This is a genomic window from Marinobacter salicampi, from assembly GCF_011074795.1.
Lineage (GTDB): Bacteria > Pseudomonadota > Gammaproteobacteria > Pseudomonadales > Oleiphilaceae > Marinobacter > Marinobacter salicampi.
In genome coordinates, this window is the sequence record NZ_JAAMPF010000002.1 from 40,877 (window position 1) to 66,162 (window position 25,286).

Annotated in this window: 19 protein-coding genes; 2 read left to right on the forward strand and 17 right to left on the reverse strand. The window is 58.2% G+C overall.

The features are described 5' to 3' along the window. Positions 1-15: 15 nt before the first annotated feature. The 3 genes from adk to ppc all read right to left on the reverse strand — a co-directional run bounded on the left by adk (position 16) and on the right by ppc (position 4,970). Entirely contained in the window at positions 16-669 is a 654-nt protein-coding gene (adk, locus tag G7W63_RS00490) for an adenylate kinase (protein ID WP_166251504.1), read from the reverse strand. A gap of 210 nt (positions 670-879) precedes the next feature. Next, a complete protein-coding gene (locus tag G7W63_RS00495) occupies positions 880-2,259 on the reverse strand; it encodes an HDOD domain-containing protein (protein ID WP_166251507.1) in 1,380 nt (459 codons plus the stop codon). Positions 2,260-2,327: 68 nt separating this feature from the next. Next, positions 2,328-4,970 carry a phosphoenolpyruvate carboxylase gene (ppc, locus tag G7W63_RS00500; RefSeq protein ID WP_166251510.1) on the reverse strand — a complete coding sequence of 881 codons (2,643 nt, stop codon included), beginning with the start codon at positions 4,968-4,970 and terminating at the stop codon, positions 2,328-2,330. Positions 4,971-5,091: 121 nt separating this feature from the next. Between ppc and G7W63_RS00505 the strand changes: the two genes are divergently transcribed. After that, positions 5,092-5,331 carry a hypothetical protein gene (locus G7W63_RS00505; protein WP_166251513.1) on the forward strand — a complete coding sequence of 80 codons (240 nt, stop codon included), beginning with the start codon at positions 5,092-5,094 and terminating at the stop codon, positions 5,329-5,331. A 293-nt stretch (positions 5,332-5,624) separates the two neighbouring features. On the opposite strand, the gene G7W63_RS00510 is transcribed toward G7W63_RS00505, so the two are convergent. The 5 genes from G7W63_RS00510 to cysM all read right to left on the reverse strand — a co-directional run bounded on the left by G7W63_RS00510 (position 5,625) and on the right by cysM (position 11,625). Continuing rightward, a complete protein-coding gene (locus G7W63_RS00510; protein WP_166251516.1) occupies positions 5,625-5,969 on the reverse strand; it encodes a pilin assembly protein in 345 nt (114 codons plus the stop codon). A 199-nt stretch (positions 5,970-6,168) separates the two neighbouring features. Then, positions 6,169-7,026: a nucleoside triphosphate pyrophosphohydrolase gene (gene mazG, locus G7W63_RS00515; protein ID WP_166251519.1), complete on the reverse strand. Its 858-nt coding sequence runs from the start codon at positions 7,024-7,026 to the stop codon at positions 6,169-6,171. A 3-nt stretch (positions 7,027-7,029) separates the two neighbouring features. Continuing rightward, entirely contained in the window at positions 7,030-9,267 is a 2,238-nt protein-coding gene (gene relA, locus G7W63_RS00520; RefSeq protein WP_166251522.1) for a GTP diphosphokinase, read from the reverse strand. Between the two features lie 92 nt (positions 9,268-9,359). Continuing rightward, positions 9,360-10,697 carry a 23S rRNA (uracil(1939)-C(5))-methyltransferase RlmD gene (gene rlmD, locus G7W63_RS00525; protein WP_166251525.1) on the reverse strand — a complete coding sequence of 446 codons (1,338 nt, stop codon included), beginning with the start codon at positions 10,695-10,697 and terminating at the stop codon, positions 9,360-9,362. A 34-nt stretch (positions 10,698-10,731) separates the two neighbouring features. Next, positions 10,732-11,625, reverse strand: coding sequence for a cysteine synthase CysM (cysM, locus tag G7W63_RS00530; RefSeq protein ID WP_166251527.1), 894 nt, complete (start codon positions 11,623-11,625; stop codon positions 10,732-10,734). A gap of 182 nt (positions 11,626-11,807) precedes the next feature. Here cysM and G7W63_RS00535 point away from each other — a divergent pair, with 182 nt between their 5' ends. Next, complete coding sequence (locus G7W63_RS00535) at positions 11,808-14,684, forward strand: response regulator (RefSeq protein ID WP_166251530.1); 2,877 nt, start codon at positions 11,808-11,810, stop codon at positions 14,682-14,684. Between the two features lie 27 nt (positions 14,685-14,711). On the opposite strand, the gene pdxJ is transcribed toward G7W63_RS00535, so the two are convergent. From pdxJ to G7W63_RS00580, 9 genes are all read right to left on the reverse strand, one after another. After that, complete coding sequence (gene pdxJ / locus G7W63_RS00540; protein ID WP_166251533.1) at positions 14,712-15,455, reverse strand: pyridoxine 5'-phosphate synthase; 744 nt, start codon at positions 15,453-15,455, stop codon at positions 14,712-14,714. A gap of 21 nt (positions 15,456-15,476) precedes the next feature. Beyond that, complete coding sequence (gene recO / locus G7W63_RS00545) at positions 15,477-16,184, reverse strand: DNA repair protein RecO (RefSeq protein ID WP_207308853.1); 708 nt, start codon at positions 16,182-16,184, stop codon at positions 15,477-15,479. Positions 16,185-16,191: 7 nt separating this feature from the next. Then, positions 16,192-17,112: a GTPase Era gene (era, locus tag G7W63_RS00550; RefSeq protein WP_166251539.1), complete on the reverse strand. Its 921-nt coding sequence runs from the start codon at positions 17,110-17,112 to the stop codon at positions 16,192-16,194. Then, positions 17,112-17,801: a ribonuclease III gene (gene rnc / locus G7W63_RS00555; RefSeq protein WP_166251542.1), complete on the reverse strand. Its 690-nt coding sequence runs from the start codon at positions 17,799-17,801 to the stop codon at positions 17,112-17,114. The genes era and rnc overlap by 1 nt, the downstream gene beginning before the upstream one ends. Next, positions 17,798-18,193 (reverse strand): DUF4845 domain-containing protein, encoded by a 396-nt coding sequence (locus G7W63_RS00560; protein WP_166251545.1) that lies wholly within the window; start codon positions 18,191-18,193, stop codon positions 17,798-17,800. Before G7W63_RS00560 ends, rnc begins: the two co-directional genes overlap by 4 nt. A 40-nt stretch (positions 18,194-18,233) precedes the next feature. After that, entirely contained in the window at positions 18,234-19,043 is an 810-nt protein-coding gene (gene lepB / locus G7W63_RS00565) for a signal peptidase I (RefSeq protein WP_166251548.1), read from the reverse strand. Between the two features lie 9 nt (positions 19,044-19,052). Continuing rightward, on the reverse strand, positions 19,053-20,855 hold the full coding sequence (gene lepA, locus G7W63_RS00570) for a translation elongation factor 4 (RefSeq protein WP_166251551.1): 1,803 nt from the start codon (positions 20,853-20,855) through the stop codon (positions 19,053-19,055). Between the two features lie 116 nt (positions 20,856-20,971). Further along, positions 20,972-23,698, reverse strand: coding sequence for a bifunctional diguanylate cyclase/phosphodiesterase (locus G7W63_RS00575; RefSeq protein ID WP_166251554.1), 2,727 nt, complete (start codon positions 23,696-23,698; stop codon positions 20,972-20,974). A gap of 143 nt (positions 23,699-23,841) precedes the next feature. Continuing rightward, positions 23,842-25,266 carry a DegQ family serine endoprotease gene (locus G7W63_RS00580; RefSeq protein WP_423202264.1) on the reverse strand — a complete coding sequence of 475 codons (1,425 nt, stop codon included), beginning with the start codon at positions 25,264-25,266 and terminating at the stop codon, positions 23,842-23,844. Positions 25,267-25,286: the final 20 nt, after the last annotated feature.

A 25,286-nucleotide genomic window follows, 5' to 3' on the forward strand; every position in this document is an offset into this window, starting at 1 on the left:
GCAGAAAATCCCGGCTCAGCTTAACTTCTCCAGAATCTGCTGACGTATGTCATCCAGCGAACCGACGCCTTCCACACGTACGTATTTCGGCGCGGCTTCCTTGTCGGTGGCAGCCCAATCACGATAATAGCTGACCAGTGGCGCTGTCTGGGCGTGGTAGATGCTCAAGCGCTTGCGCACGGTTTCTTCCTTGTCGTCCGGCCTTTGTACCAGCGGCTCGCCGGTCACATCATCCTTTCCGGGTACTTTCGGCGGATCGTATTTCTCATGATAGGTGCGGCCGCTGGGCTCATGGACACGGCGCCCTGACAAACGCTGGACAATCTCTTCGTCGTCCACTGCGATTTCCACCACATAGTCGATGACGATGCCCTGCTCCTTGAGAGCCTCGGCCTGAGGGATGGTGCGGGGGAAGCCGTCCAGAAGGAAACCATTCCGGCAATCTTCCTGTTTAACCCGCTCCTCGATAAGCGCAATAATGATCTCGTCGGAGACCAGACCACCGCTGGCCATGACATCCTTGACCTGCTTGCCAAGTTCGGACTCCGCCTTGATCGCCGCCCGCAGCATATCACCGGTGGAAATCTGTGGAATATTAAAGCGCTCGGTGATGAACTGGGCCTGAGTGCCCTTCCCGGCGCCAGGCGCCCCTAGCATGATGACTCTCATTTCGTTCTGCTCCCTTATAGTAAAATTTTTGTGTGAAGGGCGGGGACTGAGCAGCAATCAACTCCGCAGCTTCCGGGCCTCTTACCCTGACTTGTCACGTGCAGGCTGGGTCCTGAATTCAAAAGATCGGGCATTATACGAACTCAGGCCCACGAGAGAAAGTGGACCTCCGTAGCAGGCCTTCTGACCCCCTGCCGGTCTTTTGCCACATCAGGATGTCAGCGAACGTGCCAGGGCGTCCAGGTCCTCAGACACTGTATCAACCGCTTCTCGAAGCTGGTCCAGATCGTTGTCGCTCAATCCGAGTCGCCCGGCCTGGTCAGCCGGGCTGCGAAGATTGAACTCGTCACCGATGCCTTTTTCCTTCAGCAACTCATTTGCCAGCTGCACCATAAGCACATAGGACTCGTGCTCGCCATGGTAATCCTCCTGCTGATGGACGCCGGCCGACTTCACGACGGCATCGGGTAATTGCCACAGCTTGTGCAGAATTCCACCGATCGCGCCGTGGCCGACAACCATTAACTCCTGCCCCTGGTCATTTCCAAACACTTGGCGCTCAAGGGAACGCATGCTGTGCTCGGGATTGGCCTCACGCAGGACACCCAGTTGTTGATACTCAGCAGGAAAAAGATGTCCTATCAACAGCAAACCAAAGTTGTGCAACAGACCGCACAGGTACGCCAGGCCCTTATCTGCATTGCATTTGCCGGCCATCTTCTGACAGAGGAAGGCACAATACAAGGAGTGACGCCAGAACTCATCCATTCCCAGCATACCTCCCCTGGGAACGTCAAATGCTCTGACCGAAGCAATACCCAGGGCAATGTGTGCGACCCGATCAAAGCCCAGAACACGGGTCACTGCGTCCTGGACCGAGTCAATCTGGCCCGGGTAATTGAACAGGGCAGACCGGGCATATCGCATGATCTGGGCGGTCATGCTGGGGTCAAACTCGATCAGGTCTGCCAACTCGCGTGCGGTAGCATCCGTGTTGGATGTGAGCCGGAGGATTCTCAATGCCAATGCCGGCATGGGCGGCAAGCGATAGAGCTTCTGTAGCTGCTCGGCCACCTCTTCGAGGGTAACTACCTGCTGGCCATTGCCCGGGGCCTGTCCTGAACCATTGAGAACCAGGTGGGCCGACCGTGCTCCTGCCAATGCCAGACGCAGAGCTCGACCGTCCATTTCGATCAGCGCGCCGGCACTGCCGCCTGTCATGAGCACCCTCGGCTGGGACAGCACCCGGTCATCCACAATAACCGGCACGCCGTAAGCACCGCCCACGGGCGGATGAAAGCCTGAGTCACAGTCGCTGAACAGACGGTCAGCCTGGCGAGCTGTCAGGGGTTGAAGCCGGCGACCGGTAAGGGCGTGAACCGCCTCGGTGTCGAGGACCGTATCGAACGGATGCACAGCCATCAACACACCGGATGCATCAATCAGCAAGGTTGCGCGAACCACCTGTTCCAGCGCCCTGCCGCAATGCATGACGGCCACTTCAAAACCGTCACCGGGGGCCAGCGGAATTTCATCAAAGTGAAGGCCCTTCCTGTTCAGGTACATTTCGAGTCGGGCAGATGACGCCACGGTATATCTCCTTACTGCTTGATGATATTGGCCACGCGTCTGCAGGTCAGGCGCCGGCCCGACCGGTCCTAGCCGGTGTTACGCATACCGGCGGCGATCCCTGCCATGGTCACTTTCAGCGCTCGCTCAACCAGTTCCGGCACCTGACCCGCCTCGCTATTCTCACGATCCCGCCGAAGCAACTCCGCCTGCAAATAATGCAGGGGATCAGTATAGGGTGTCCGTACCCGCATGGAGTGGGCAAAGACCGGTTCTGCCTGTAGCAGGGCCTCCTGGTTCTTGAGCGCCTTTACCTGTTCTATGCAACCGGTCAGACGCTGCCGGAGATCTTCTCCCAGATGCTGAAGACCAGGCTCTACCAGCGTTTTTTCGTAGTAGCTGGCAATGCGCAGATCTGCCTTGGCAAGGACCATTTCCAGCATGTCCACGTAGGTGCGGAAAAACGGCCATCGCGCCATCATATCCTGCAACAGAGGCAAACGCCCGGATTCAGCCGCCTCCTTCAGTGCCACATCGCTGCCAAGCCAACTTGGCAACATGAGGCGCATCTGGGTCCAGGCGAAAATCCAGGGGATGGCCCGCAGGCTTTCGACACCGCCGGTAGCATTGCGCCGGGCAGGACGGCTGCCCAGGGCCAGCTTGCCGAGCGCCTGCTCGGGTGTCGCCTGGCGGAAGTAAGGAACGAAGTCCGGATCTTCACGCACCACCTTGCGATAGGACGCAAGGGACCGCTCGGTCAGCCAGTCCATGGTATCCCGCCATTCCGGTTCCGGAGCTGGCGGTGGCGCAAGGGTCGCTTCTATCACTGCGGTGGTGTAGAGGGTCAGGCTCTGCTCCGCTAGCCTCGGCAAACCGAATTTGAAGCGGATCATTTCCCCTTGCTCGGTTATCCGGAAGCTGCCATTAACCGAACCCGGGGGCTGGGACAGTATCGCCCGGTTTGCCGGGCCACCGCCCCGCCCCACGGTGCCACCGCGGCCGTGGAACAGGGTCAGGTGCAGGCCATACTGCCGCGCTATGTCAGTGAGTTTTTCCTGGGCCTGGTACTGGGCCCATGCAGCCATCAGCTGGCCTGCGTCCTTGGAGGAGTCGGAATAGCCGATCATGACCTCCTGGTGACCATTACAGTAGTCACGGTACCAGTCCAGCTCAAACAGCGCAGACATGCTCTCCGGCGCGCCCGAAAGATCATTGAGGGTTTCAAAGAGGGGCACAACGCGCATCGGAAAGGTCATGCCCGCTTCCCGGAGCAGCAGAATAACGTTCAGAACGTCCGACGGCTTGCTGGCCATCGAGATAACGTAGGAACCCAAGGCTTCCGGGGTCTGCTTTGCGATCACCTCGCAGGTAGCCAGCACTTCCTGAACCGGGTCCGATGGCTTCCAGTGACGGGGAATCAGCGGGCGTCTACCCTTCAGTTCTTTAATCAGAAAGGACTGACGCTCGTCTTCACTCCAGGCCAGGTAATCCCCGAGGTTCAGGTAGTCTACGATCTCGGCCACAGCCTCTGCATGACGGCTGGCTTCTTGCCTGACGTCCAGCTGGATCAGGGGCAGGCCGAAGGAATGGGCGCGCCTCAGGGTGTCCAGCAATGGCCCGCTGGCCACCGTTTCCAGACCGCAGTCAACCAGTGACTGGTAACAGAGCGTCAATGGCTCTACCAGGTCACTGTTTTCGAAGAGGATATCGGTGTTGTCCGCAGGCTCGTCGTTCACCCGGGCCGCTGCCCAGTCCCGGGTTTTCACCAGCCGGTCCCGCAGGCGGGCAAGGACCACCCGATAAGGCTCCCGACTGTCACCGGTCGCTGCCCGCAACGCGTCGTTGGCCTGCCACATGGAAAGTTCTGCGCGCAGCGCCTGAATGTCCCGGAGATAGAGGTCGGCTGCCATCCAGCGGCCCAGCAGGAACACTCGCCGGGTCACATCATGGGTCACATTCGGATTACCGTCCCGGTCGCCCCCCATCCAGGAAGCGACCCGTATGGGCGCGGCATCGACCGGCAGCCCCTGGCCGGTTGCTGTCAGCAATGAATCATCAAGGCTACGCAGGAACCGCGGCAGCGCCTGCCAGAGACTGTTCTCGATTACCGCAAAGCCCCACTTGGCCTCATCGACCGCGGTGGGTCGTTCGTAGCGGATTTCATCCGTGTGCCAGGCTTCGGTCACCAGCTGCCGGAGCCTTTCAATGATCTCGTCATGCTCACGGGTCAACAGATCATCGTGATCCAGCCTGGCAAGGCAATCGGACATCTCGTCGTATTTCATGATCAGGGTTCGCCGGGCCACCTCGGTGGGGTGGGCGGTTAACACAAACTCGATACGAAGATCCCGCACCCGGTCATGGAGCTCTTCCGGCGCCACGCCCTGGTCCTTGAGACGATCGAACACTTCGCTAAGGGATTCGACCATGAGGTCCGACTGGTGTCCCCGCTTACGGCGGATGCCATGGTACTGTTCGGCAAGATTGGCAAGGTTCAGGAACTGGTTGAAGGCACGGGTTACGGGCAATAGCTGGTCGTCTGTTAGGCGGCTAAGCAGTTGAATCAGGCGCTGGCCGGAACCGCTTTCCTGGCGCCGGTCGGCCTTGGCCGCCGCCCGTATTTCTTCAATAAGCTCGAAACATTCCTGGCCGGGATGCTGACGGATACTTTGTCCCAACAGCTCGCCCAACAAGCGCACATTTTCACGGAGATCGGGGTGTAGTTCTGCCACGTGACGTCCTTTTAAATTGACGGATACCAACGCTTATAACGATACTAAGGAATGTCTGGACAAGTCTATGCGCCATTTGGTCCGCCCCGCCGGGCCAGGCCAAGTTCTTTAGGAGCCCGCGATGAAAGTGACGGATTTACCCAAGTATTGGGAACAGGAAAAGCAGCCCGTTGAACGCAGCCATGATTACAACCTGCGCCTGCCGCTGGAAGATGCGGCCCGTATAGCGGCCCTGGCTGAACTGTATCCTGATCGTACTGAAAGTGACATTCTTAACGATATGATTGGTGCGGCCCTGGATGACCTGGTGCGTCAGAGCCCGCTGAAAGACAAGCTCACGAATACCAAAGATGGGCAGTAACAGAAACTGAAACTGGGACAGAACGTTAGATTAGAATAGTCGCTTGCGGGTCCCGGGTGCTGGACACCCGGAGTCTCCGCTGGAATCTTTGGTCAACGGCACCCTCGGCCAACCTCACCCTTGATTGACTGAACGCTCAATCGATAGCATTTCCGGACAAACGGCACTGCCGCCACGGTACTTTCACTCACCCAACACGGCACTTTCACTCACCGCACGAGCACCCACCGCACGAGCGCAACCGCGCCGGCGATCGGCAATACTGGTCCCCGGGGTGGTGGACCAGAATTGCTTCAGGCGACCGATTCGATCTGACGGGACTTGAGCCGTTGAATGTGCTTCTGGCTAAGGCTAACGAACTTCGGTGTCAGCCCCTTGTCCTCGTAAATTTCAAAACCATCTTCATCGAAGGCAACAACCTTGGAGCCCTGTTCATAAGGAAAGCTGGTCTCAAGCTCATCCAGTGCAGCGGAGATGAGGTCGCGGACCAGATCCTGGGACGATTTCATGGGATAAAGCGTAGAGAGCTTTTCCAGCCGATGGTGATGCTGGTCTGACAATGCCATGTAATAGGCGTCCCGCGTCAGCCTTCCACGGGCGTGTTTATCCCAGTATTTCACCAGATCCTTAATCTTCATATCCTTCAACTCCTGACCCGAATTCCGGATGATATCCGGACTGTGAATGTTGGCGGCTTGTGGCCCTGTGCCAAGCACTCTTTAATTTTTTATCACTGGGATTAGTGTAGACGAAACAAATAACCTTAAGTCTCTTATATGGTTACGGATTGTACTTATCAGATTACACATGTTTCAGAATAGGTGTTTTCTGTCCCAGTCAAGCCTGTTTGTTCTCTACACCCTTTACGGATTGCCAGATTCTGTCGAGGGCCTCCAGACTCTGCAACTCCATGGCCAGGCCTTGTTCCTCAAGCTGTCTCTCAATGGCACGAAAGCGGGCCTCGAACTTGTGATTGGTCCTGCGCAGAGCCTGGTCAGGGTTAACCTTCATGAAGCGTGCCAGATTCACACACACAAAAAGAAGGTCGCCCAGCTCATCTTCAACCGCATCCTGTGCCGCAAGGTTCGACTGGGCAGTCTTCCAGGCTTCCCGGAGCTCATCGATTTCCTCGTGAAGCTTGTCAAACACGGGCTCAACGTCCGGCCAGTCAAAGCCGTGACTGGATGCCCGGCGCTGCAGCTTCTCTGCGCGAACCATGGCCGGCAGGGTCCGGGCTATGCCATCCAGTCGAGCGTTGCCGGACTCGGTCGCGGTGCCCTTATCCGGTGCAGAGGCACGCTCTTCGGCCTTAATGCGCTCCCAGTTGGCCTTGATCTGGGCTTCGTCAGGTCGGTTGGCCGGGTCGACCTTACTGGTAAGGGTGCCCTCGGGAAACACATGGGGATGACGGCGAATGAGCTTACGCACCAGATTGTCGACGATACTGTCAAAATCGAAATGACCCTCCTCGGCACCGAGCTGACCGTAGAAGATCACCTGAAACAGCAGGTCCCCAAGCTCATCTTTCAGGTGGGGGTAATCGGCACGCTCGATGGCATCAGCGACCTCGTGGGCTTCCTCCAGGGTGTGAGGAACAATGCTGCGAAAGGTCTGCCCTGTGTCCCAGGGACAGCCGGTGTCCGGATCCCTCAGCCTTGCCATCAGGATCTTGAGGTCTTCAATGGAATAGCTCATCACTCACCTGCGCTTTCGACGGACTTCAAGAATGTTGGGTAGATTCCGGATCTGCGCCAGTAGCCGTGCCAGTTGCTCCAGGCTGGAAATTTCGACCGTAACGGTCATCATCGCAGTGTTATCGTTGGGATTGGACATGGTACTCAGGGCAAGTACGTTACTGCGGGAAGTCGACAGCACCATGGTGATGTCGCGCAGCAGCCCGGACCGGTCGTAGGCCTCGATCTCGATATCCACCGGATAGACCGCCTCCGGCTTGCCACCCCAGTTCACTTCGATGATGCGATTGGGCTCGTATTCGCGCAGGTGCAGAAACGTGAGGCAGTCCTGGCGATGTACGGTGACGCCCCGGCCGACCGTGATATAACCTCCGATAGGGTCACCCGGCAGCGGCTTGCAGCACTTGGCCACCTGAGTCTTGAGCTTGCCGACCCCCTGGATCTGGATATCAGACTCGGTATCGTAGGGCGTAGCCCGATTGCCGCTCAGCTTCAGGTCGAGCTGGTGAACTCGGGGCTCGATCATCTGCTGGGCCGCGTTGGCCACATGGGTCGGCTTGAGGTCGCCGGCGCCGACCGCTGCAAACATATCCTCGGAGTTGCGGTGATTGACTTTTACCGCCAGGTCATTGAGGTCCACGTCGTAGATGGAAAGCCGCTTGAATTCATCTTCGAGGATCGCCCGACCGTCAGCGATGTTACGGTCACGGTCCTGCTCCTTGAACCAGTGTGTCACCTTCGCCCGGGCCCGAGAAGTCTGGATGTAGCCCAGGCTTGAGTTGAGCCAGTCCCTGCTTGGGGCCGGGTTGTTTGAGGTCAGGATGAAGACCTGGTCCCCGGTTTTCAGGGGATAGGTCAGCGGCACAATACGTCCGTTGAGCCTGGCGCCACGGCAGGCATGACCGACTTCGGTGTGAACCCGATAGGCAAAATCCACCGGCGTCGCGCCCTGCGGCAGGTCTACCACATGGCCTTCGGGGGTAAACACGTAGACCCGGTCAGGGGTTACGTCATTCCTGAGCTGATCCACCAGGCCGGAGAGATCACCCAGCTCCTCCTGCCACTCGAGTACCTGCCGCAGCCAGTTGATCTTGGCGTCATAGCCGGCCGACTTGTTGCCTTTGTCCATGCCCTTATACAGCCAGTGGGCGCAGACGCCGAGCTCCGCTTCCTCGTGCATCTTATGGGTACGGATCTGGACTTCCACGACCTTGCCTTCGGGGCCGATCACCGCCGTATGCAGGGACTGGTAGCCGTTCTCCTTGGGGCTGGCAATGTAATCGTCAAATTCGTTGGGAATATGGCGCCAGAGGCTGTGGACAATGCCAAGGGCGGCGTAACAGTCACGTACGTCGGGGACCAGGATCCGCACGGCCCGGACGTCATAGACTTGGGAAAAATCGATGCCCTTGCGGCGCATCTTCCGCCAGATGCTGTATATGTGCTTGGCCCGGCCCGCCAGCTCGCCTTTGATGTTGGCCGCCTTGAGCTCGGTTTCCAGGGTCTCCAGGGCGCGCTTGATATAGCCTTCCCGGTCCAGCCGCTTTTCGTCGAGCAGCTTGGCAATTTTCTTGTAGGCGGTTTCGTGGAGGTAACGGAAGGACAGGTCCTCCAGCTCCCACTTGATATGCCCGATGCCCAGCCGGTGAGCCAGCGGTGCGTAGATATCGAAGACCTCCCGCGCCACCCGCATTCGCTTGTCCGGAGATACATCCTTCACCGCCCTGATGGCACAGGTCCGCTCCGCAAGCTTGATCAGCGCCACCCGGACGTCATCAATCATGGTCACGAGCATCTTCCGGACGTTGTCGAGCTGGCCTTCGCTCTGACCCAGCACATTGCCTTTCAGGGGATGGTGGATAGAGGATATGGCCGCCATCTGCTGGACGCCATCGATCAGTCCCGCCACCTCATCGCCAAACTCACGGCGAATCTCAGCCAGGGCTACGCGCTCTTCCCGGACCGCCCGGTAAAGAATGGCTGCCACCAGGCTCGCCTGGTCCAGGTGCAGCTCCACCAGTACCTGGGCCATTTCGATGCCGGTACGGAAACTGCTGGCACCCGGGGCCCAGAGGCGGTCCTCGCGGAAGGCCTGCAGATCGATCTCGGCACTTTTTTCACAGGCGCGCCGGAACTGATCCACATCCTCAAGATTGGTCTGGGCCTGGATCTTGTTGACCCAGCATTCGATGTCGATGTGACCGTCCTTGGTCAGAGCATAATCTTCGCGGACTTTTACCATGCCGTTTCCATTTTCCTATGTGTGCTGCGCTGACAACCTGATCACTTGATTGTTCCCCAAAATTGTCAGACTGATCTGTCCCATATCCGGTTCTACTTCTTGCCCCGTTCGAACAGGGCGATGGACTCCACATGGGTGGTGTGGGGGAACATATCCATCACCCCCGCCCTGACCAGGCGGTAACCCTTGCTGACCAGCACGCCGGCATCCCTCGCCAGGGTGGCCGGATTACAGGATACGTAGACAATGCGTTGAGCCCCGAACGCTGGCAGGTACTCACAGATTTCCTGGGCGCCGGACCTTGGTGGATCAATAAGGATTCTGTCAAAGCCTTCGCGGGCCCAGGGCTCGGAGGTAAAGTCGCCCTGCAGGTTGGCACCATGGAAGGTGACATTGTCCAGGTCGTTCAGGGCTGCATTTTCCCGGCCACGCACGACCATGGCTTCGTCGCCCTCGACACCAACCACATGGCCGGCATTGCGGGCCAGTGGCAGAGTGAAATTGCCAAGACCACAGAACAGGTCGAGCACCCGCTCGCCGGGCTGAACGTCCAGCCAGTCCAGCGCTTTTTTTACCATCTCCTGATTGATCTGTGCATTGACCTGGGTGAAGTCCATGGGATGAAACTTCAGGGTCAGGTCAAAGCTGTCCAACCGGTAACTCAGGCGCTCTTCCCCATCGGTGGGCCAGATACGGTAGACGGTATCGGGACCCTTGGGCTGAAGATAAATATGCAAGTTATGGGCCTTGCCGAACTCAATCAGGCGCTCCTGATCTTTATCGCTGAGAGGCTCCATGTTGCGGAAAACCAGTGCCGCATCATCGTCTCCGCAGGCCACCTCTACCTGGGGAATACTGCTGTGGGCCTCAAGGGTGTAGAGCAGTTCGCGCAGGCCAGTAATGCGGTCGCCGATTCTGGCATCGAGCACCTCACAGCGGGTAATGTCGGTGAGGAAACTGTTGCGCTTCTCCCGGAAGCCCACCAGAACCGAGTCCCGCTTGGGCACAAACCTGACCCCAAGGCGCGCCTTGCGCCGGTACGCAAGCGAGGGTGAGCGCATGGGTGGCTCCCAGGCTTCAGGCTCGGTGCCCCCGAAGTGGGCAAAGTTCTCCCGCAGTGTCGTTTCCTTGAACTGGATCTGGGCGTCACTGCCCATATGCTGGAGGCTGCAGCCTCCGCAGAGGTCGGCAAAGGCACAGGGAGGCTCAACCCGTTCAGGGGCCCGCTCGATGACCTCCAGCGTACGCAGCTCATCAAACTTGCTACGGGAACCGATCACTTTTGCGACCACGGTCTCACCTGGCAAGGCGCCATCCACAAACTGGATCTTGCCTTCTTTGTACGCAATGCCCCGGCCGTCGTGGCTCAGCTTTTCAATGACGCACCGGACCGGCTCGGCCGGCAGGCTTTTCCTGCGTCGTCTGGTCATAATCTGCTCTCATTCATACTGGATCACGGCCGCATCAGGCGGTAGGAAAAACTCCGGTGGACAGGTAGCGGTCACCCCGGTCACAAATGATGGCCACGATAACCGCGTTTTCAACCTGTGCCGACAGCTGCAGCGCCGCCGCCACGGAACCACCGGACGAAACGCCGGCAAATATACCCTCTTTCTTGGCCAGGGCCCGCATGGTTTCTTCCGCTTCCTGCTGGCCGATGTCGATCACCTGATCGACCCGGGCGGCGTCAAATATTTTTGGCAGGTAGGCTTCCGGCCAGCGCCGGATGCCGGGTATTGAGGCCCCTTCCCGGGGCTGGAGACCGATAATCTGGATGTCCGGATTGCGCTCCTTGAGGTAACGGGAAACGCCCATGATGGTGCCCGTTGTGCCCATTGAGCTCACGAAGTGGGTAACCCGACCGCCGGTCTGCTCCCATATTTCCGGGCCGGTTGTGCGGTAGTGGGCCAGCGGGTTGTCCTGGTTGCCGAACTGGTCCAGAACGTAGCCTTTACCTTCGGCCTGCATTCGGTCTGCCAGATCCCGGGCGCCCTCCATGCCCTCCTCCTTGCTCACGCTGACAAGCTCGGCCCCATAGGCGCGCATGGACGCCCGGCGCTCCTCGCTCATGTGGGCGGGCATGATGAGCACCATGCGATAGCCTTTTATGGCCGCTGCCATGGCCAGCGCAATGCCGGTATTACCGCTGGTGGCTTCAATCAGGGTGTCCCCTGGCTTGATATCACCTCGGCGTTCGGCCTCCTGGATCATGGAGATGGCGGGACGGTCCTTGACGGAGCCGGCGGGATTATTACCTTCCAGCTTCGCCAGAATGACATTACTGGTCTGGCCTGGCAGCCGCTGCAGGCGCACCAGGGGCGTGTGGCCGACGTGGTCCTCAATGGTGGGGAAATGCATAACTGTCCTCGCTCTGGCATCCAACAAAGGGAGTGGTGAATCTCGTAATGCTCCCTATGATACACTCTGGCATCGCATCATACGCGTAACCCCAACCGTGTCCCAATACAGCTTACCGCTATCAAAATGACCATGGGGTATATCAGGCGTCGTTAACGACGGGCGAACTCAGGAACCAGGTCATGCGTCGGTGGGGCATTCGAAAAAAAGTACTGGTAGTGACACTGGTCCCTACTCTCCTGACCACCCTGATGCTGGGCCTGTTCTTTACCTACAGCTGGGTCAGTAACATTGAGCAGCTGCTCAGGGACCGGGGCGATTCGCTCTCCCGCCAGCTATCCGCTGCCGCCGAATACGGCATGGCTACCGCGAACCGGAGCCTTCTGAACAGCCTGTCCAGTTCTCTGCTGGAAGAGCAGGATGTGCGCTCCCTGAGTTTTTACAACGCCAGCCACGAGCGCCTTCTTCATACCGGCCCCCGCACTGCGCGACCGCTGGACAAAGCCGCCCTGGACCCTACCGGGCCCAGCCGTAGACAACTGGCGGACAGCACGGTCTTCCTTGCACCGATTTTCCTCCGTGACCTTATGCTGGACAGTGTCCTGGAGTTCGAATCCGGCAGTTCCGGCCTTGGCCCGGCGGAACCTATTGGCTGGGTCGCGGTCGAGATGTCCCACCTGAGCACCGAGAAGGAAACCTACAAGGCCATGCTCATCAGCCTGTTGCTGGTACTGGCGGGTGTAGGGCTTAACTTGTTGATCGCCATGCGCATGAGCCGGTCTATTACCCACCCGGTGTATGAGCTCAATATGGCAGTGGCCAGGCTCAAGGAAGGCAAGCTGGACACACGCGTGCATACCCGTGCAGGCCCCGAATTTGAGCAGCTGGAGTCTGGCCTCAATGCCATGGCCGAAGAGCTCAGCGACGCTCAGGCAGAGATGCAGCAGAATATTGAGCAGGCCACTGAAGACCTCCGGGAAACCCTGGAAACCATCGAGATCCAGAACATCGAACTGGACTTTGCTCGCAAGGAAGCCCTGGAAGCGAGCCGCATCAAGTCGGAGTTCCTGGCCAACATGTCCCACGAAATCCGTACGCCACTGAATGGCATCATTGGCTTCACTGAGCTGCTACTGAAAAGCCCCCTACCCAAACAACAACGGGACCACCTCAACACCATCCGCAAGTCCTCGGAAATTCTGCTCACGATCATCAATGACATTCTGGACTTTTCGAAAATTGAAGCGGGCAAACTCATCCTCGATCGGGTGCCTTTCCAGCTCAGGGATATTATCGAAGACGTCATGGTGATGCTTGCACCATCGGCTCACAGCAAGAACCTGGACCTGGTGCCGCTGGTTTACCGTGATGTGCCCGACAATGTCGTGGGCGACCCGCTGCGGGTCAAGCAGGTCATTACCAACCTGGTCAACAACGCCATCAAGTTCACGCAGACCGGGGAGGTGGTCCTGCGCGTCAGTCTGGAAGACCAGGACTCCGACGCAAACCGGGTCACCCTGAGGTTGAGCATAACCGACTCCGGTGTTGGCCTCTCCCGGGCCCAGCAACAATCTCTTTTCAATGCTTTTAGCCAGGCCGATGCGTCCACTGCCCGTCAATACGGCGGCACCGGGCTTGGTCTGGTCATATCAAAGCGGCTGGTGGAGGAAATGGGGGGCAAAATCGGGCTGGAAAGCGAACTGGGGCACGGCTCCACCTTCTGGTTCACCCTCTGCTCGGAAATAACCCCCGGTGGTGAAGCCCCCGAGCCCCGGGACGCGCTGAAGGGCGAACGGGTTATTTATCTCGAACACCAGAAAACCACCGGCCTTGCGGTGGAGCACCTGCTCAAGGAGTGGGGTATTGGGGTGGATAAAGCCAGTACCCCTGCGGAGCTGCTGGAACGGGTGGAAGCAGCGCAGCGGAACCAGGCGGGTTACGGTGTCGCCATGGTGGGCATAACCCGGCATCTGCTCAACTCAACCCTATACCGGGAACTGCTCCACAACCTGGAAATTGACCGGGACTGCCGCACCCTGCTACTAACACCCACACTGGATACCCACGACATGACCCTGTCAGGGTTTGCCAGTGGCCACATTACCAAACCGGTGTGTCGCGAAGCGCTTTACGATGAACTCCTGATGCTCGTTCACGGCATCAACACGGCCGAGGCCCATGAAGCGCTTACATTCCAGACCGACGGAGGAGGTCTGCTCGCAGCCCCCCGGATTCTGGCAGTCGATGATAACGAAGCCAACCTCAAACTGGTACTGACCCTGCTGCGGGACTGCAATGTCCGTGCTGAAGGCGCGGCTAGCGGCTTTGAAGCCCTGAGCAAAGCCCGACAGCAAGCCTTCGACCTTGTTTTCATGGACCTCCAGATGCCGGGCATGGATGGGATCGAAACCACTGAGCGCCTGCGCAACCTGGACGGACAGAACCGGGAGATGCCGGTCATTGCCCTCACCGCCCACGCCCTGGCCGACGAGCAGGAACGGTTGATGCAGGAGGGCTTCAGCGGCTACCTGGCCAAACCGATCAGCAACAAACAGCTGATGGACACCATCCGTGACTACACCGGCTTCGACTGCGCCGCCACTGTGGGCCACGTCCCCGCACTGCCGGAGTTGCGGGATACCCGCCGAGCGGCACGGCCATCCACCCGCGAGCAACAACAACCCTGCGTGGATGTGGAAGAAAGTGTGCGACTGGCGGCTGGGAAAACGGACCTGGCAGAAGAGCTCTTCAGCATGCTTTTAGAGCAGCTTCAGGGTGATCTGCGCGCCATACGGTCGAACTGGGAGAAAAACGACCTGGCCGTCATGCTGGAGGTGGTCCACAAGCTCCATGGCGCCACCCGATACTGTGGTGTCCCTGAACTGCGTCATGTGGCCGAGCATCTGGAGGCCGGGCTGAAGCGGTCGGTACCAGACCTGGAAGGCCGCAAAAACCGACTCATTGCTGCTATCGAGCGTCTGGAGATCTGGGGTGAACAGACTGACTGGCACAGCCTGTTCAGGGAGTATGGACGCGCGCTCAGCGATCGCAATAGCTGATCAACAAGCCTGGCCCGCGAGCCGGGGTTAAAACTCCGGCCGCCGGGCGCTGTCCAGTATGGCCCGCATGTCCCGCACGGCTTCTTTGAGGCCGGTAAACACAGCCCGGGCGATAATGGCGTGTCCGATATTCAGCTCATTTATCCCTGCAATAGCCGCGACGCGTTCCGTGTTGTGGTAGTTCAAGCCATGGCCTGCATTGACGATGAGGCCCTTGCGTCTGGCATAGGCGACGGCCTCGGCCAGTGTGCCGAAGGTGGCTTCAACGGATTCTGGCGCATCTGCTTCAGCGTACTCGCCGGTATGCAACTCTATGACAGGGGCGCCACACCGCACGGCAGCATCAATCTGGGCCGGGTTAGGGTCGATGAACAGGGAGACTTCGGCGCCAATCCGGGCCAGACGCTCACAGGCTTTGGCAATACGTGTTTCCTGGCCTTCCACATCCAGGCCGCCTTCGGTGGTCAACTCTTCACGCTTCTCGGGGACCAGGCATACGCATTGGGGCCGGACCTGCTCGGCAAAGGCCAGCATGGCATCGGTCACTGCCATTTCCAGGTTCATCTTGGTATTGAGCATTTCCCTCAACATCAGCACATCGCGGTCCTGGATATGACGGCGGTCCTCCCGTGGATGCAGTGTGATGCCGTCGGCGCCCGCCTCTTCTGCCAGCAGAGCGGCCTGGACCGGGTCCGGATATCGGGTGCCACGGGTCTGGCGAAGGGTGGCGACATGGTCGATGTTGACGCCGAGCAGTACTCTAGGGTTCATGATGTGCTCCTTTAATCCTGACTAATCCTGACTGAACAGGGCCCGGCTATTAAGTGGCCGGCCCTGCATTAAATGATCGATGAGAATCCGCATGACACGTTTGGCCAGACGGCGGCACTCGGGCGTATCAAGGTCACCCTCGGCTATGTCCAGAAGCACCCGCCCAGGCAGACGGGTAAGGCGGGTACCGGCCACGGATTCGGTCACAATACCCTGCTCCGGATCATAGCCGTAGAAGCCGCCCGCCTGCACCGGGTCACCGGTATCCATGGCCTCACCCCAGTCAAAATCGAGACCCATGGCACGGGCAAAGGCAAACTCGAACCGGCGCAGGATCGGCTCCAGTTCCAGATTCTGCTCAAGGGCATGGAGGGTTTCAATATAAGCAGCAAAGAGCTCTGGCTGGGGGTCCCCGGCAGGAAGGATACGCTGGAGCAATTCGTTGATATAAAGGCCGCTGTAGAGCGCCCGGGTCTGGCCAAGTACAGGGCCCGGACGCACTTCGGTCTGGGTGAGGGTCTTGAGCTCACTGCGGCCCTGCCAGTCCAGCAAAAGCGGCTGGAAGGGCTGCAACTGCGCTTTCAGTGGGCTTCTGGCGGAGTTGGCGCCGCGGGCGATGACGCTGATTCTGCCAGCGTTGAGGGCAAATACATCGACCAGAAGGCTGGTCTCACGGTAGAGCCTGCGGTGCAGGACATAGGCGGGCTCCTGTTGAACCGACCCGGTCACAGGCATATCAGAAGTCGTTCATTCCAAGACTTTTCAGGGCGCGCTCGCTGTCAGCCCAGCCCCGCTTCACCTTGACCCAGAGCCGTAGCATGACCTTGCTGTCGAAAAGCCTCTCCATGTCGATCCGGGCATCCTGGCCGATACTTCGCAGGCGCTCGCCGTTGTCGCCTATGACAATTTTTTTCTGGCCCTCCCGCTCCACCAGTATCAAGGCGGAAATATGCAAGGTTTTGACGTCACGGCGGAACTCTTCGATCTCCACAGCAACCGAGTACGGCAGTTCTGCGCCCAATTGCCGGGTGATTTTCTCCCGCACCATTTCGGCGGCGAGAAAGCGTTCACTGCGGTCGGTGATCTGGTCATCAGGGTAAAAATGCACGCTCTGGGGCAAGAACCGGTTAACGGACTTTTCCAGAGGTTCCAGGTTGGTGCCCTTCAGTGCCGAGAGAGGAATGACCTCTGCAAACTCGCGCTTTTTCGACAGCATCTCGAGATGCGGCAACAGCACATTCCGGTTCTCGATCTTGTCCACTTTGTTAATGGCGAGAATAACCGGGCACGGTACGTTCGACAGCTTGTCGAGAACCATCTCGTCCGCGGTGGTCCAGTGGGTCTGGTCAATTACAAAAACCACAACATCGACACCTTTTAAAGCGGATGTGGCTGCACGGTTCATGTAGCGGTTGAGGGCCCGAGGCTCCTCCTCATGCATGCCAGGCGTATCCACATAGATCGCCTGCACCGGCCCCTCGGTCTTGATTCCCAGTACCTGATGTCGGGTGGTCTGGGGTTTGCGGGACGTGATGCTCAGCTTCTGGCCGAGAATATGATTGAGCAATGTGGACTTGCCCACATTCGGGCGCCCGACAATGGCGACAAAACCGCAGCGGCTGTCGGGATTTTCCGGCTGTGTGACGTCGGTGTTCATTAAACGCTCTCCACGCCCAGAGCTTTGAGCGCACTCCGGGCGGCTTGCTGTTCGGCAATGCGTCGGCTGCTGCCAACGCCTGTAGTGGTCCGGTCCAGTGATGACAGGGCGCAGGACACATGGAATGTCTGGGCGTGGGCCTCACCTTCAACGGAAATGACGTCGTACTGGGGTAAGGGAAACTGCCGGGACTGAAGGTATTCCTGCAGCCTGGTCTTGGGATCTTTCTGGGTATCCTGAATGTTGAGGTTCTGCAAACGCTCATCGAACCAGCGCAGCACCTGGGTCCGGCAGGTTTCGAAATCGCTGTCCAGATAGATGGCGCCAATGATGGACTCCACCGCATCAGCCAGGATGGAATCGCGACGGTACCCGCCACTCTTGAGCTCACCGGACCCCAGCCTGAGGTACTGACCGAGTTCAAATTCGCGGCCAATTTCAGCCAGCGTCACACCCTTGACCATGCGTGCCCTTAGCCGGCTCAACTGACCTTCACGGGCACCTTCAAAACAGCCATACAGATATTCTGCGATAACCATGTTGACGATGGAGTCACCCAGAAACTCGAGGCGCTCGTTGTTCTGGTTGCCAAAGCTGCGATGGGTCAAGGCCAGCAACAGTCGCTCAGGCTCGCGAAACTGGTACCCGAGCCGGCGCTGGAGCTGGTCCAGGTCAGGTACACCGGTCACTTGCCGGTCATCTCGTAGTGGTGGTCAAAATACACCACCGCATCGATATTGCTGATGATGCTGGTTCTGACTTCGTATTCCACATCTATGATCACCAGATTGCCGTCCTTCGCCAGCTTGATGTTCTTGGCATCGAAGCCGCGAACGTTATTGACGCTCAGCCGTTTGTTTATGAGGCTACGGACATTGCCGGGCGTCATGTCGGAGAGACCGTCGGTGCCATCCAGACCCTCGAGCGCCTCCTGGATGGTGAGGTCATCAAGATAGATGGGGCCGAGCTTGATAGCCAGGGTGAGCAGACTGCCGAAAAACAGCACCGCCACCAGTATGCCCAGTGTCGAGGCTCCGGCCTGCTTGCGAAAGCCGGCCAGGGAGGTTTTGTTCTTTTTCATTGGTTGATTCCCTTGATAATCAGTTCTGACAGGCCTGACACTACTCAATCGTTCCTACCCGGCCAAAGCTCGGCAGGCTTGTTAAAGACTCCCAGTGCATCCAGATGGCAAAGGCTCTGCCTACCACCAGTTGGTCAGGCACCGTACCCCAGAAACGACTGTCATTGGAGTTGTCCCGGTTGTCGCCCATGACAAAGTACTCACCTTCTGGAACAACCCACTCGCCCTCGCCGACGCCGCTGAATTGGCCCATGGTCAGAAAAATTTCATGCTCCGTATCGCCAAGGTCTTCCCGGTGCAATTCCACCGGCGGCAGGCTGGCGACAAATTCGGTATCCACCTGCTCGCCATTAATAAACAAGGTCTTGTTCTGATAACGTACCTGGTCCCCTGGAAGCCCGACCACGCGCTTAATATAGTTGGTTTCGCCGTCTTTGGGGTACTTGAACACCATGACGTCGCCACGTTCAGGATCGCCGATATCCACGATTTTGGTTCCGGCAACGGGCAATCGCAGTCCATAGGCGAACTTGTTGACCAGTATAAAGTCACCCACTTCCAGGGTCGGCAGCATGGAACCGGAGGGGATCTGGAAGGGCTCCACCAGGAACGATCGTAAGACCAGCACCACCAGCAGAACCGGAAAGAAAGAACGGCTCAGGTCAACCAGATACGGCTCCTTCGGCTCTTCCAGAGTTTCCGCCTGAGTCTGACCCGTGCCGCTGGCTACCGCCCCTGATGGCTGGGCCGCTGACAGCCTGCGAGGCCTGAGAAACAGCCTGTCCGCAAGCCAGACCAGACCTGTTGCAAAGGTCAGAACCACAAGGATCAATGGGAAATCAATGTCCATCAAAGCGCCCTAGTTATCGACTTTAAGTACGGCAAGGAACGCCTCCTGAGGCACCTCGACATTACCCACTTGTTTCATCCGTTTTTTACCGGCTTTCTGTTTCTGAAGCAGCTTCTTTTTACGGCTGACATCGCCACCGTAGCACTTCGCTGTGACGTTCTTGCGCAGAGCTTTCACGGTAACCCTAGAAACCACCTGATTGCCGATAGCAGCCTGGATCGCTATGTCGAACATCTGCCGCGGAATCAGCTCTTTCATTTTTTCCACCAGGGCGCGGCCCCGATGGTGAGCCTGCTCCCGGTGCACAATCAGTGCCAGGGCATCGACCCGCTCCTGGTTGATCAAGACATCGAGACGCACAAGGTTGGCCGTCTGGAAGCGTTTGAAATGATAATCCAGCGATGCGAAGCCCCGACTGGCAGACTTGATGCGGTCAAAGAAGTCCAGAACTACCTCCGCCATGGGCAGTTCATAGGTCAACTGCACCTGGTTGGCCAAAAAATGCATGTTCTTCTGTACGCCCCGTTTCTCTTCACACAGGGCAATGACGTTACCCAGATGCTCCTGGGGTACAAGGATATTGGCCTCCACAATGGGTTCGCGCATTTCTTCAATGGAGCCGATATCAGGCAGTTTCGACGGGCTGTCCACGGTCAGCACTTCGCCCTGCTTGGTGACCACCTCGTAGATTACCGTGGGCGCCGTCGTGATCAGGTCAATATCGTATTCGCGTTCGAGCCGCTCCTGGATAATCTCCATGTGAAGCATGCCCAGAAAACCACAGCGGAACCCGAAGCCGAGGGCATCGGAGGTCTCAGGTTCATAGAACAGCGAGGCATCGTTGAGGGTCAGCTTTTCCAACGCGTCTCGGAAATCGTTGTAGTCCTCAGCCTGAATCGGGAACAGGCCGGCATAGACCTGGGGCTTGACCTTCTTGAAACCGGGCAGCATCGCCGTATCACCGGCAAACTTGTGGTGAACAATGGTATCGCCGACCGGAGCACCGTGAATGTCCTTGATGCCCGCCACCATAAAGCCGACTTCGCCGGTCTCGAGCACCTTGGTTTCTGTCGGTTTCGGGGCAAAGATCCCCACTTTGTCGGCGTTCCAGGCACGCCCGGTGGACTTGATAACGATCTTGTCGCCTTTTCGCAGGCTGCCCTGCTTCACCCGCACAAGCGATACGACGCCCAGATAGTTGTCGAACCACGAGTCGATAATCAGTGCCTGCAGGGGCCCGTCCACATCTCCGGTGGGAGGCGGCACGCGCAGGATAAGGTCCTCGAGTACGTCCTCGACGCCCATGCCACTCTTGGCGCTGCAGCGGATAGCGGCGGTTGCCTCAATGCCGATGATGTCCTCGATCTCCTGGGCAACCCGGTCCGGCTCTGCCTGAGGCAAGTCCATTTTGTTGAGTACCGGCACCACTTCCAGGCCCTGTTCTATGGCGGTATAGCAGTTGGCCACCGACTGGGCCTCCACACCCTGACCGGCATCCACGACGAGCAGGGCTCCCTCGCAGGCGTACAGGGAACGGGAGACTTCATAGGAAAAATCCACGTGTCCCGGGGTATCGATCATGTTGAGCTTGTAGTCATGACCATCCCGGGACCGGTAGTTGAGCGTTACACTCTGGGCTTTGATGGTGATGCCCCGTTCGCGCTCAAGGTCCATGGAGTCCAGGACCTGCTCCGCCATTTCGCGCTCGCTCAGGCCGCCACAGATCTGGATGAAGCGATCTGCGAGGGTGGATTTGCCATGGTCAATGTGGGCAATGATGGAAAAGTTGCGGATGCGGCTCAGTTCAGTCACAGAAAATAAATACTCGCGTAAGACAACGGGCTATTCCAGACAGGCCGGCAACGCGGCAGGTCAAGCGTAGATTTGAACTGGATGATTTTACCGGTTGTGAGTGACTAATGCCATGATCACGAGATCAACGCTTTCTCATGTTGCCGGACCAGGAACCCGATCAGGGCATCTTCATCCAGTGGTTGACTGAACAGATTGCCCTGGCACTGGGCACAGCCTACCGCCCTGAGGAAGCTCAGCTGGGCGTCGGTCTCCACCCCCTCAGCAATGACAGTCAGGTGCAGTTTGTGGGCCAGGGCGATCACCGCCGAGGTTACGTCCGTGGCACTGCTGTTGTAGGGAATGTCGCGAATAAAACAATGATCAATCTTGACCGCATCCAGCGGCAGTCGCTGCAGGGACGCCATGGAACAGGCGCCGGAACCAAAGTCATCAAGCACCAGCCACACCCCAATGTCGTGCAGAGAGCCCAGCACCTCCCTTAGAAGGCGGGGGTCGTGGTTGAGCAGCTCAGCCGGCATTTCCAGCTCAAGACGGTCAGGCGCCACCCCGGTTTCGGTAACAACCTGCCGAAACATGTCCAGGAAGGCAGGATCCACCAGCTGCTTGACCGAAAAATTCACCGCCACGCGCAGGTTCTCGAAGCCTGCTCTTTCCAGAGCCTGGATCTGGATACAAGCCTGTCGCAGCGCCACCTCTCCCAGCAGGATGATCAACCCGGACTCTTCTGCCAGAGAGATGAACTGCTGAGCGGGAATCAGGCCTTTTTCCGGGTGCTGCCAACGCAGGAAAGCTTCCACGCCCACAACCCTGTCATCCGCCAGGTCAAACTTGGGCTGGTAGTGGAGTACAAACCGGTCGGCTTCCAACGCTGCCGCCAGCTCTTCCTGTTGGGCCAGCCGGCGTGCTGCCTGAATATTCATGGCAGGCGTGAAGAACTGGTAATTGTTGCGCCCCCGCTCCTTGGCCTTGTACATGGCAAGATCGGCGTACTTCATCAAAGCGCCGGTATCTTCGCTGTCGTGGGGTATCATGGTTATGCCGAGACTGACCGTAACACCCACCTCATGCTCATTGAGGCGGATCCTCTGGCGTAACCGCCTGAGAATGGTGTCGGCCACCTTCGCCGCAGCGTCGGGGCCACTGGTACTGGACAGCAGGACCACGAATTCATCGCCACCAAGCCGTGCCACCGAGTCCTCTTCACGAACACACCCGATCAGCCATCGTGCCACGTGCTCAAGCAGGGTGTCACCGGCATCGTGGCCCAGGGTGTCGTTAATCCGCTTGAACCCGTCCAGATCCAGAAACATAAGCGCAGCGGGCTCGCCTGTGCGACGGCTGCGACGAACCGTGTGCGCAAGACGGTCACGGAACAGCTGCCGATTAGCAAGTCCGGTGAGAGGATCATAAAAGGCCAGCCGGTGAAGCTCGGACTGCGCTGCCTTCAGCTCGGTAAGGTCCCGCAAGCTCAGCACAACGCCGTTAACGCCGGGCTCATCCAGCATGGCGATGCAACTACCCTCCATGTCACGCCAGTCACCGTTTGCGTCCCGTACCCGCGCCCTTAAGACCGGTACCGTCCGCCCAGGGGTGCTGAGCGCCTGGTCGAAACTGGCCTGGAACGCCGGCCAATCGTCGCCATGCAGTAGGTCCTCCAGCTCATACTCCTGAACTTTCTGGGGATCGAAGCCCAAAATAGGCTCACAGGAAGGACTGGCATAACGGAGCCTGCCCTTGCTATCCAGCACCATGGTTACGTTGCTGGCGCCTTCGGTGATAGCCCGGTAACGCCCTGCGTTTACCTGCGCCATGAGACGTGACCGGAGCAATGACAAGGCGAAGGCAAATAGCAGCAGACTGACCAGCAAACCGGCGCCCAGTACAATCTGTGGCCTGGGGTCCGAGGCAAGGTAATCAAAGGCAGGCGTACTGCGGGTCTGCAGAAGCCAGTGCCGCCCCCCATGCTCAATGCTCTGGTTCATTTCGAAGGTATAGAGATCGTCCAGGGAGCCCAGGTTCGAGCCATACATCAGGGCACCGGGCTGGACTTCATTGCCGTCGTAGATGCGCACATCGAGGAAGGGAGAAATAAGACCGACGATACCATCTACAAGATTGTTCATCCGAAATGCACTGTAGACGAAGCCCTCGAGCGCCCGGCGACGCTCGCTTATGGTTCCAGGCACACTAACGCCCTCGTACACCGGCAGATACATCAGGAATGCAGCCTGATCCTCGTCAACGTTCTCTTGGACCAGCACCACCTTGCCGGTCATGGTGGGGAGTGCTGTATCCCGGGCCCGCTCCATGGCAGCCCGGCGCTCGGCATCACCAAACATGTCAAATCCGAAAGCACGCCGATTTCGCGGACTCATCGGCTCAAGGAACACAATCGGGAAGTACTCCAGACGCTCTCCGACCGGGTAGACCAGATAGTCCGCCAGGCCCTGGCTGCGCGAGGTCTCAATATGTTCGCCAACCTCGCTGCTGGTTACCCGTCGGGCATAACCAATGCCCTGGATGCCCGGGTAGTAGCGGTCAATCTGCACGCGGTTGACATAATGACGCCATTCCTCACGTGTAACGTCTTCCTTGACCGCAAACAGGCCCGCGCTTCCGGCAAGAACCTGCTCGTAGTTCAGCAACCGCTCTTCCACGGCGGTCTTCAATTGCAGGGATTGGGTACTGAAGCGGGCCTCTGCGCCATCCTCCACCATCCGGATAGAAAGATGCCAGAGCGCATAGGTGATTAGCAGGCCCGCGAACAGAAGCAGCCAGGCCAGGCGGGCATTGCGAAACCGGAAAAGCTGCCTGAGCGGCACATCTTTTTTATTCATCATGGTGTTGTTGTTAATCCAATCCGTGGCCTGCTCTTATTAGACCCGTGAGTATATAGCAAAAAACCCGTCTCTCGCGCCTTTGGCGACAGACGGGTTCTTTTCAAGCAACCGGTCCCATAAATGGAAACCTGGCAGAGCTATGATTACGGCTTCATAACCAGATAGGTCGCTCTTCCTTCGCGAACCACTCGCACAGAGACGGCCTTGTCTTCTGGCAAATCAGTCGCCGCTTTTCGAAAGTCCTCTACTGAACGAATTTCTTTGCGATTGAGTTCCGTAATGATGTCATTGGGCCTGACGCCAGCTTTCAAGGCAGGACCCTGGCTAACGTTGGCGACCAATACCCCATGTTCTACCTCCATCGCTTCCTTGATCTCGTCCGTCAGGGGCTCCACCTGCAGACCTAGCGGTCCACTCTGGGTGCCAGGCTGCTGCTCTGTTGCCTGGGCCTGGTCTTCATCGCCCGGCAGACGCTCAATTTCAACATCAATATTCATGGTCTTGCCTTCCCGAAGAACTTTAAGCTCTGCGGTCTTGCCCACCTGCGTGGTGCCGACCATGGGTGGCAGGTCGGAGGACAGATTGATTGTCTTGCCATTGTATTCGAGCACGATATCGCCCGCCTTTAGGCCCGCATCTGCAGCTGGTGAATCCGGAATCACTTCCGCTACCAGGGCGCCCCTGGGCCGGCTGAGACCGAAGCTTTCAGCAAGATCACGATTCACCTCCTGAATCAACACGCCCAGCCAGCCCCTTGCCACCGAACCTTCATCACGGATCTGTTGAAAGACATTCATCGCCTCGTCGATGGGTATGGCAAAGGAAACCCCCATGAATCCTCCGGAACGGGTATAGATCTGGGAGTTGATTCCAACCACCTTGCCTTCCAGGTTGAACAGGGGCCCCCCTGAATTACCGGGGTTGATGGCCACATCGGTCTGAATAAAAGGGACGTAGTTTTCGCTGGGCAGGGCACGCCCTACCGCACTGACGATCCCGGCCGTAACCGTGTAATCGAAGCCAAACGGAGACCCGATGGCGAAGACCCACTCGCCAGGTTCGAGGCCGTCGGATTCACCTATGCGAACAACCGGCAGGTCTTCCTCATCATTTATCTTCAGCACCGCCATATCGGATCTAGGGTCAGTGCCGACAAGCTCGGCTGGCATTTCCCGGCGATCATTGAGTCGCACGATAATCTCATCTGCGCCTTCAACCACATGGTTATTGGTCAGAACATAACCGTCTTTTGACACAATGAAACCTGACCCCATTGATGTCACTGGCTGGGAGCGACCCGGAGCGCCCTGACCGAAAGGGGAATTGGGCCCGCGGAAAAATTCCTGAAAAAATTCTGGCAATTGCTCCAACTGGCGCTGGTCGAAAGGCATGTTACTTGTACGTTGCGGACGTTCCTGGGTGGTGCTGATGTTGACGACCGCGTCTGCGTTATCTTTCACCAGTCCGGTGAAGTCCGGCAGATCCGCTGCCCCGAGGGGCATAGCCGCGATCAGCATGGCTAGCAGAAAAGCGGTGACGCCCCCCTGCCTTTTCACGTACGCCGCCATTGACGGACGGCTGGAAATGA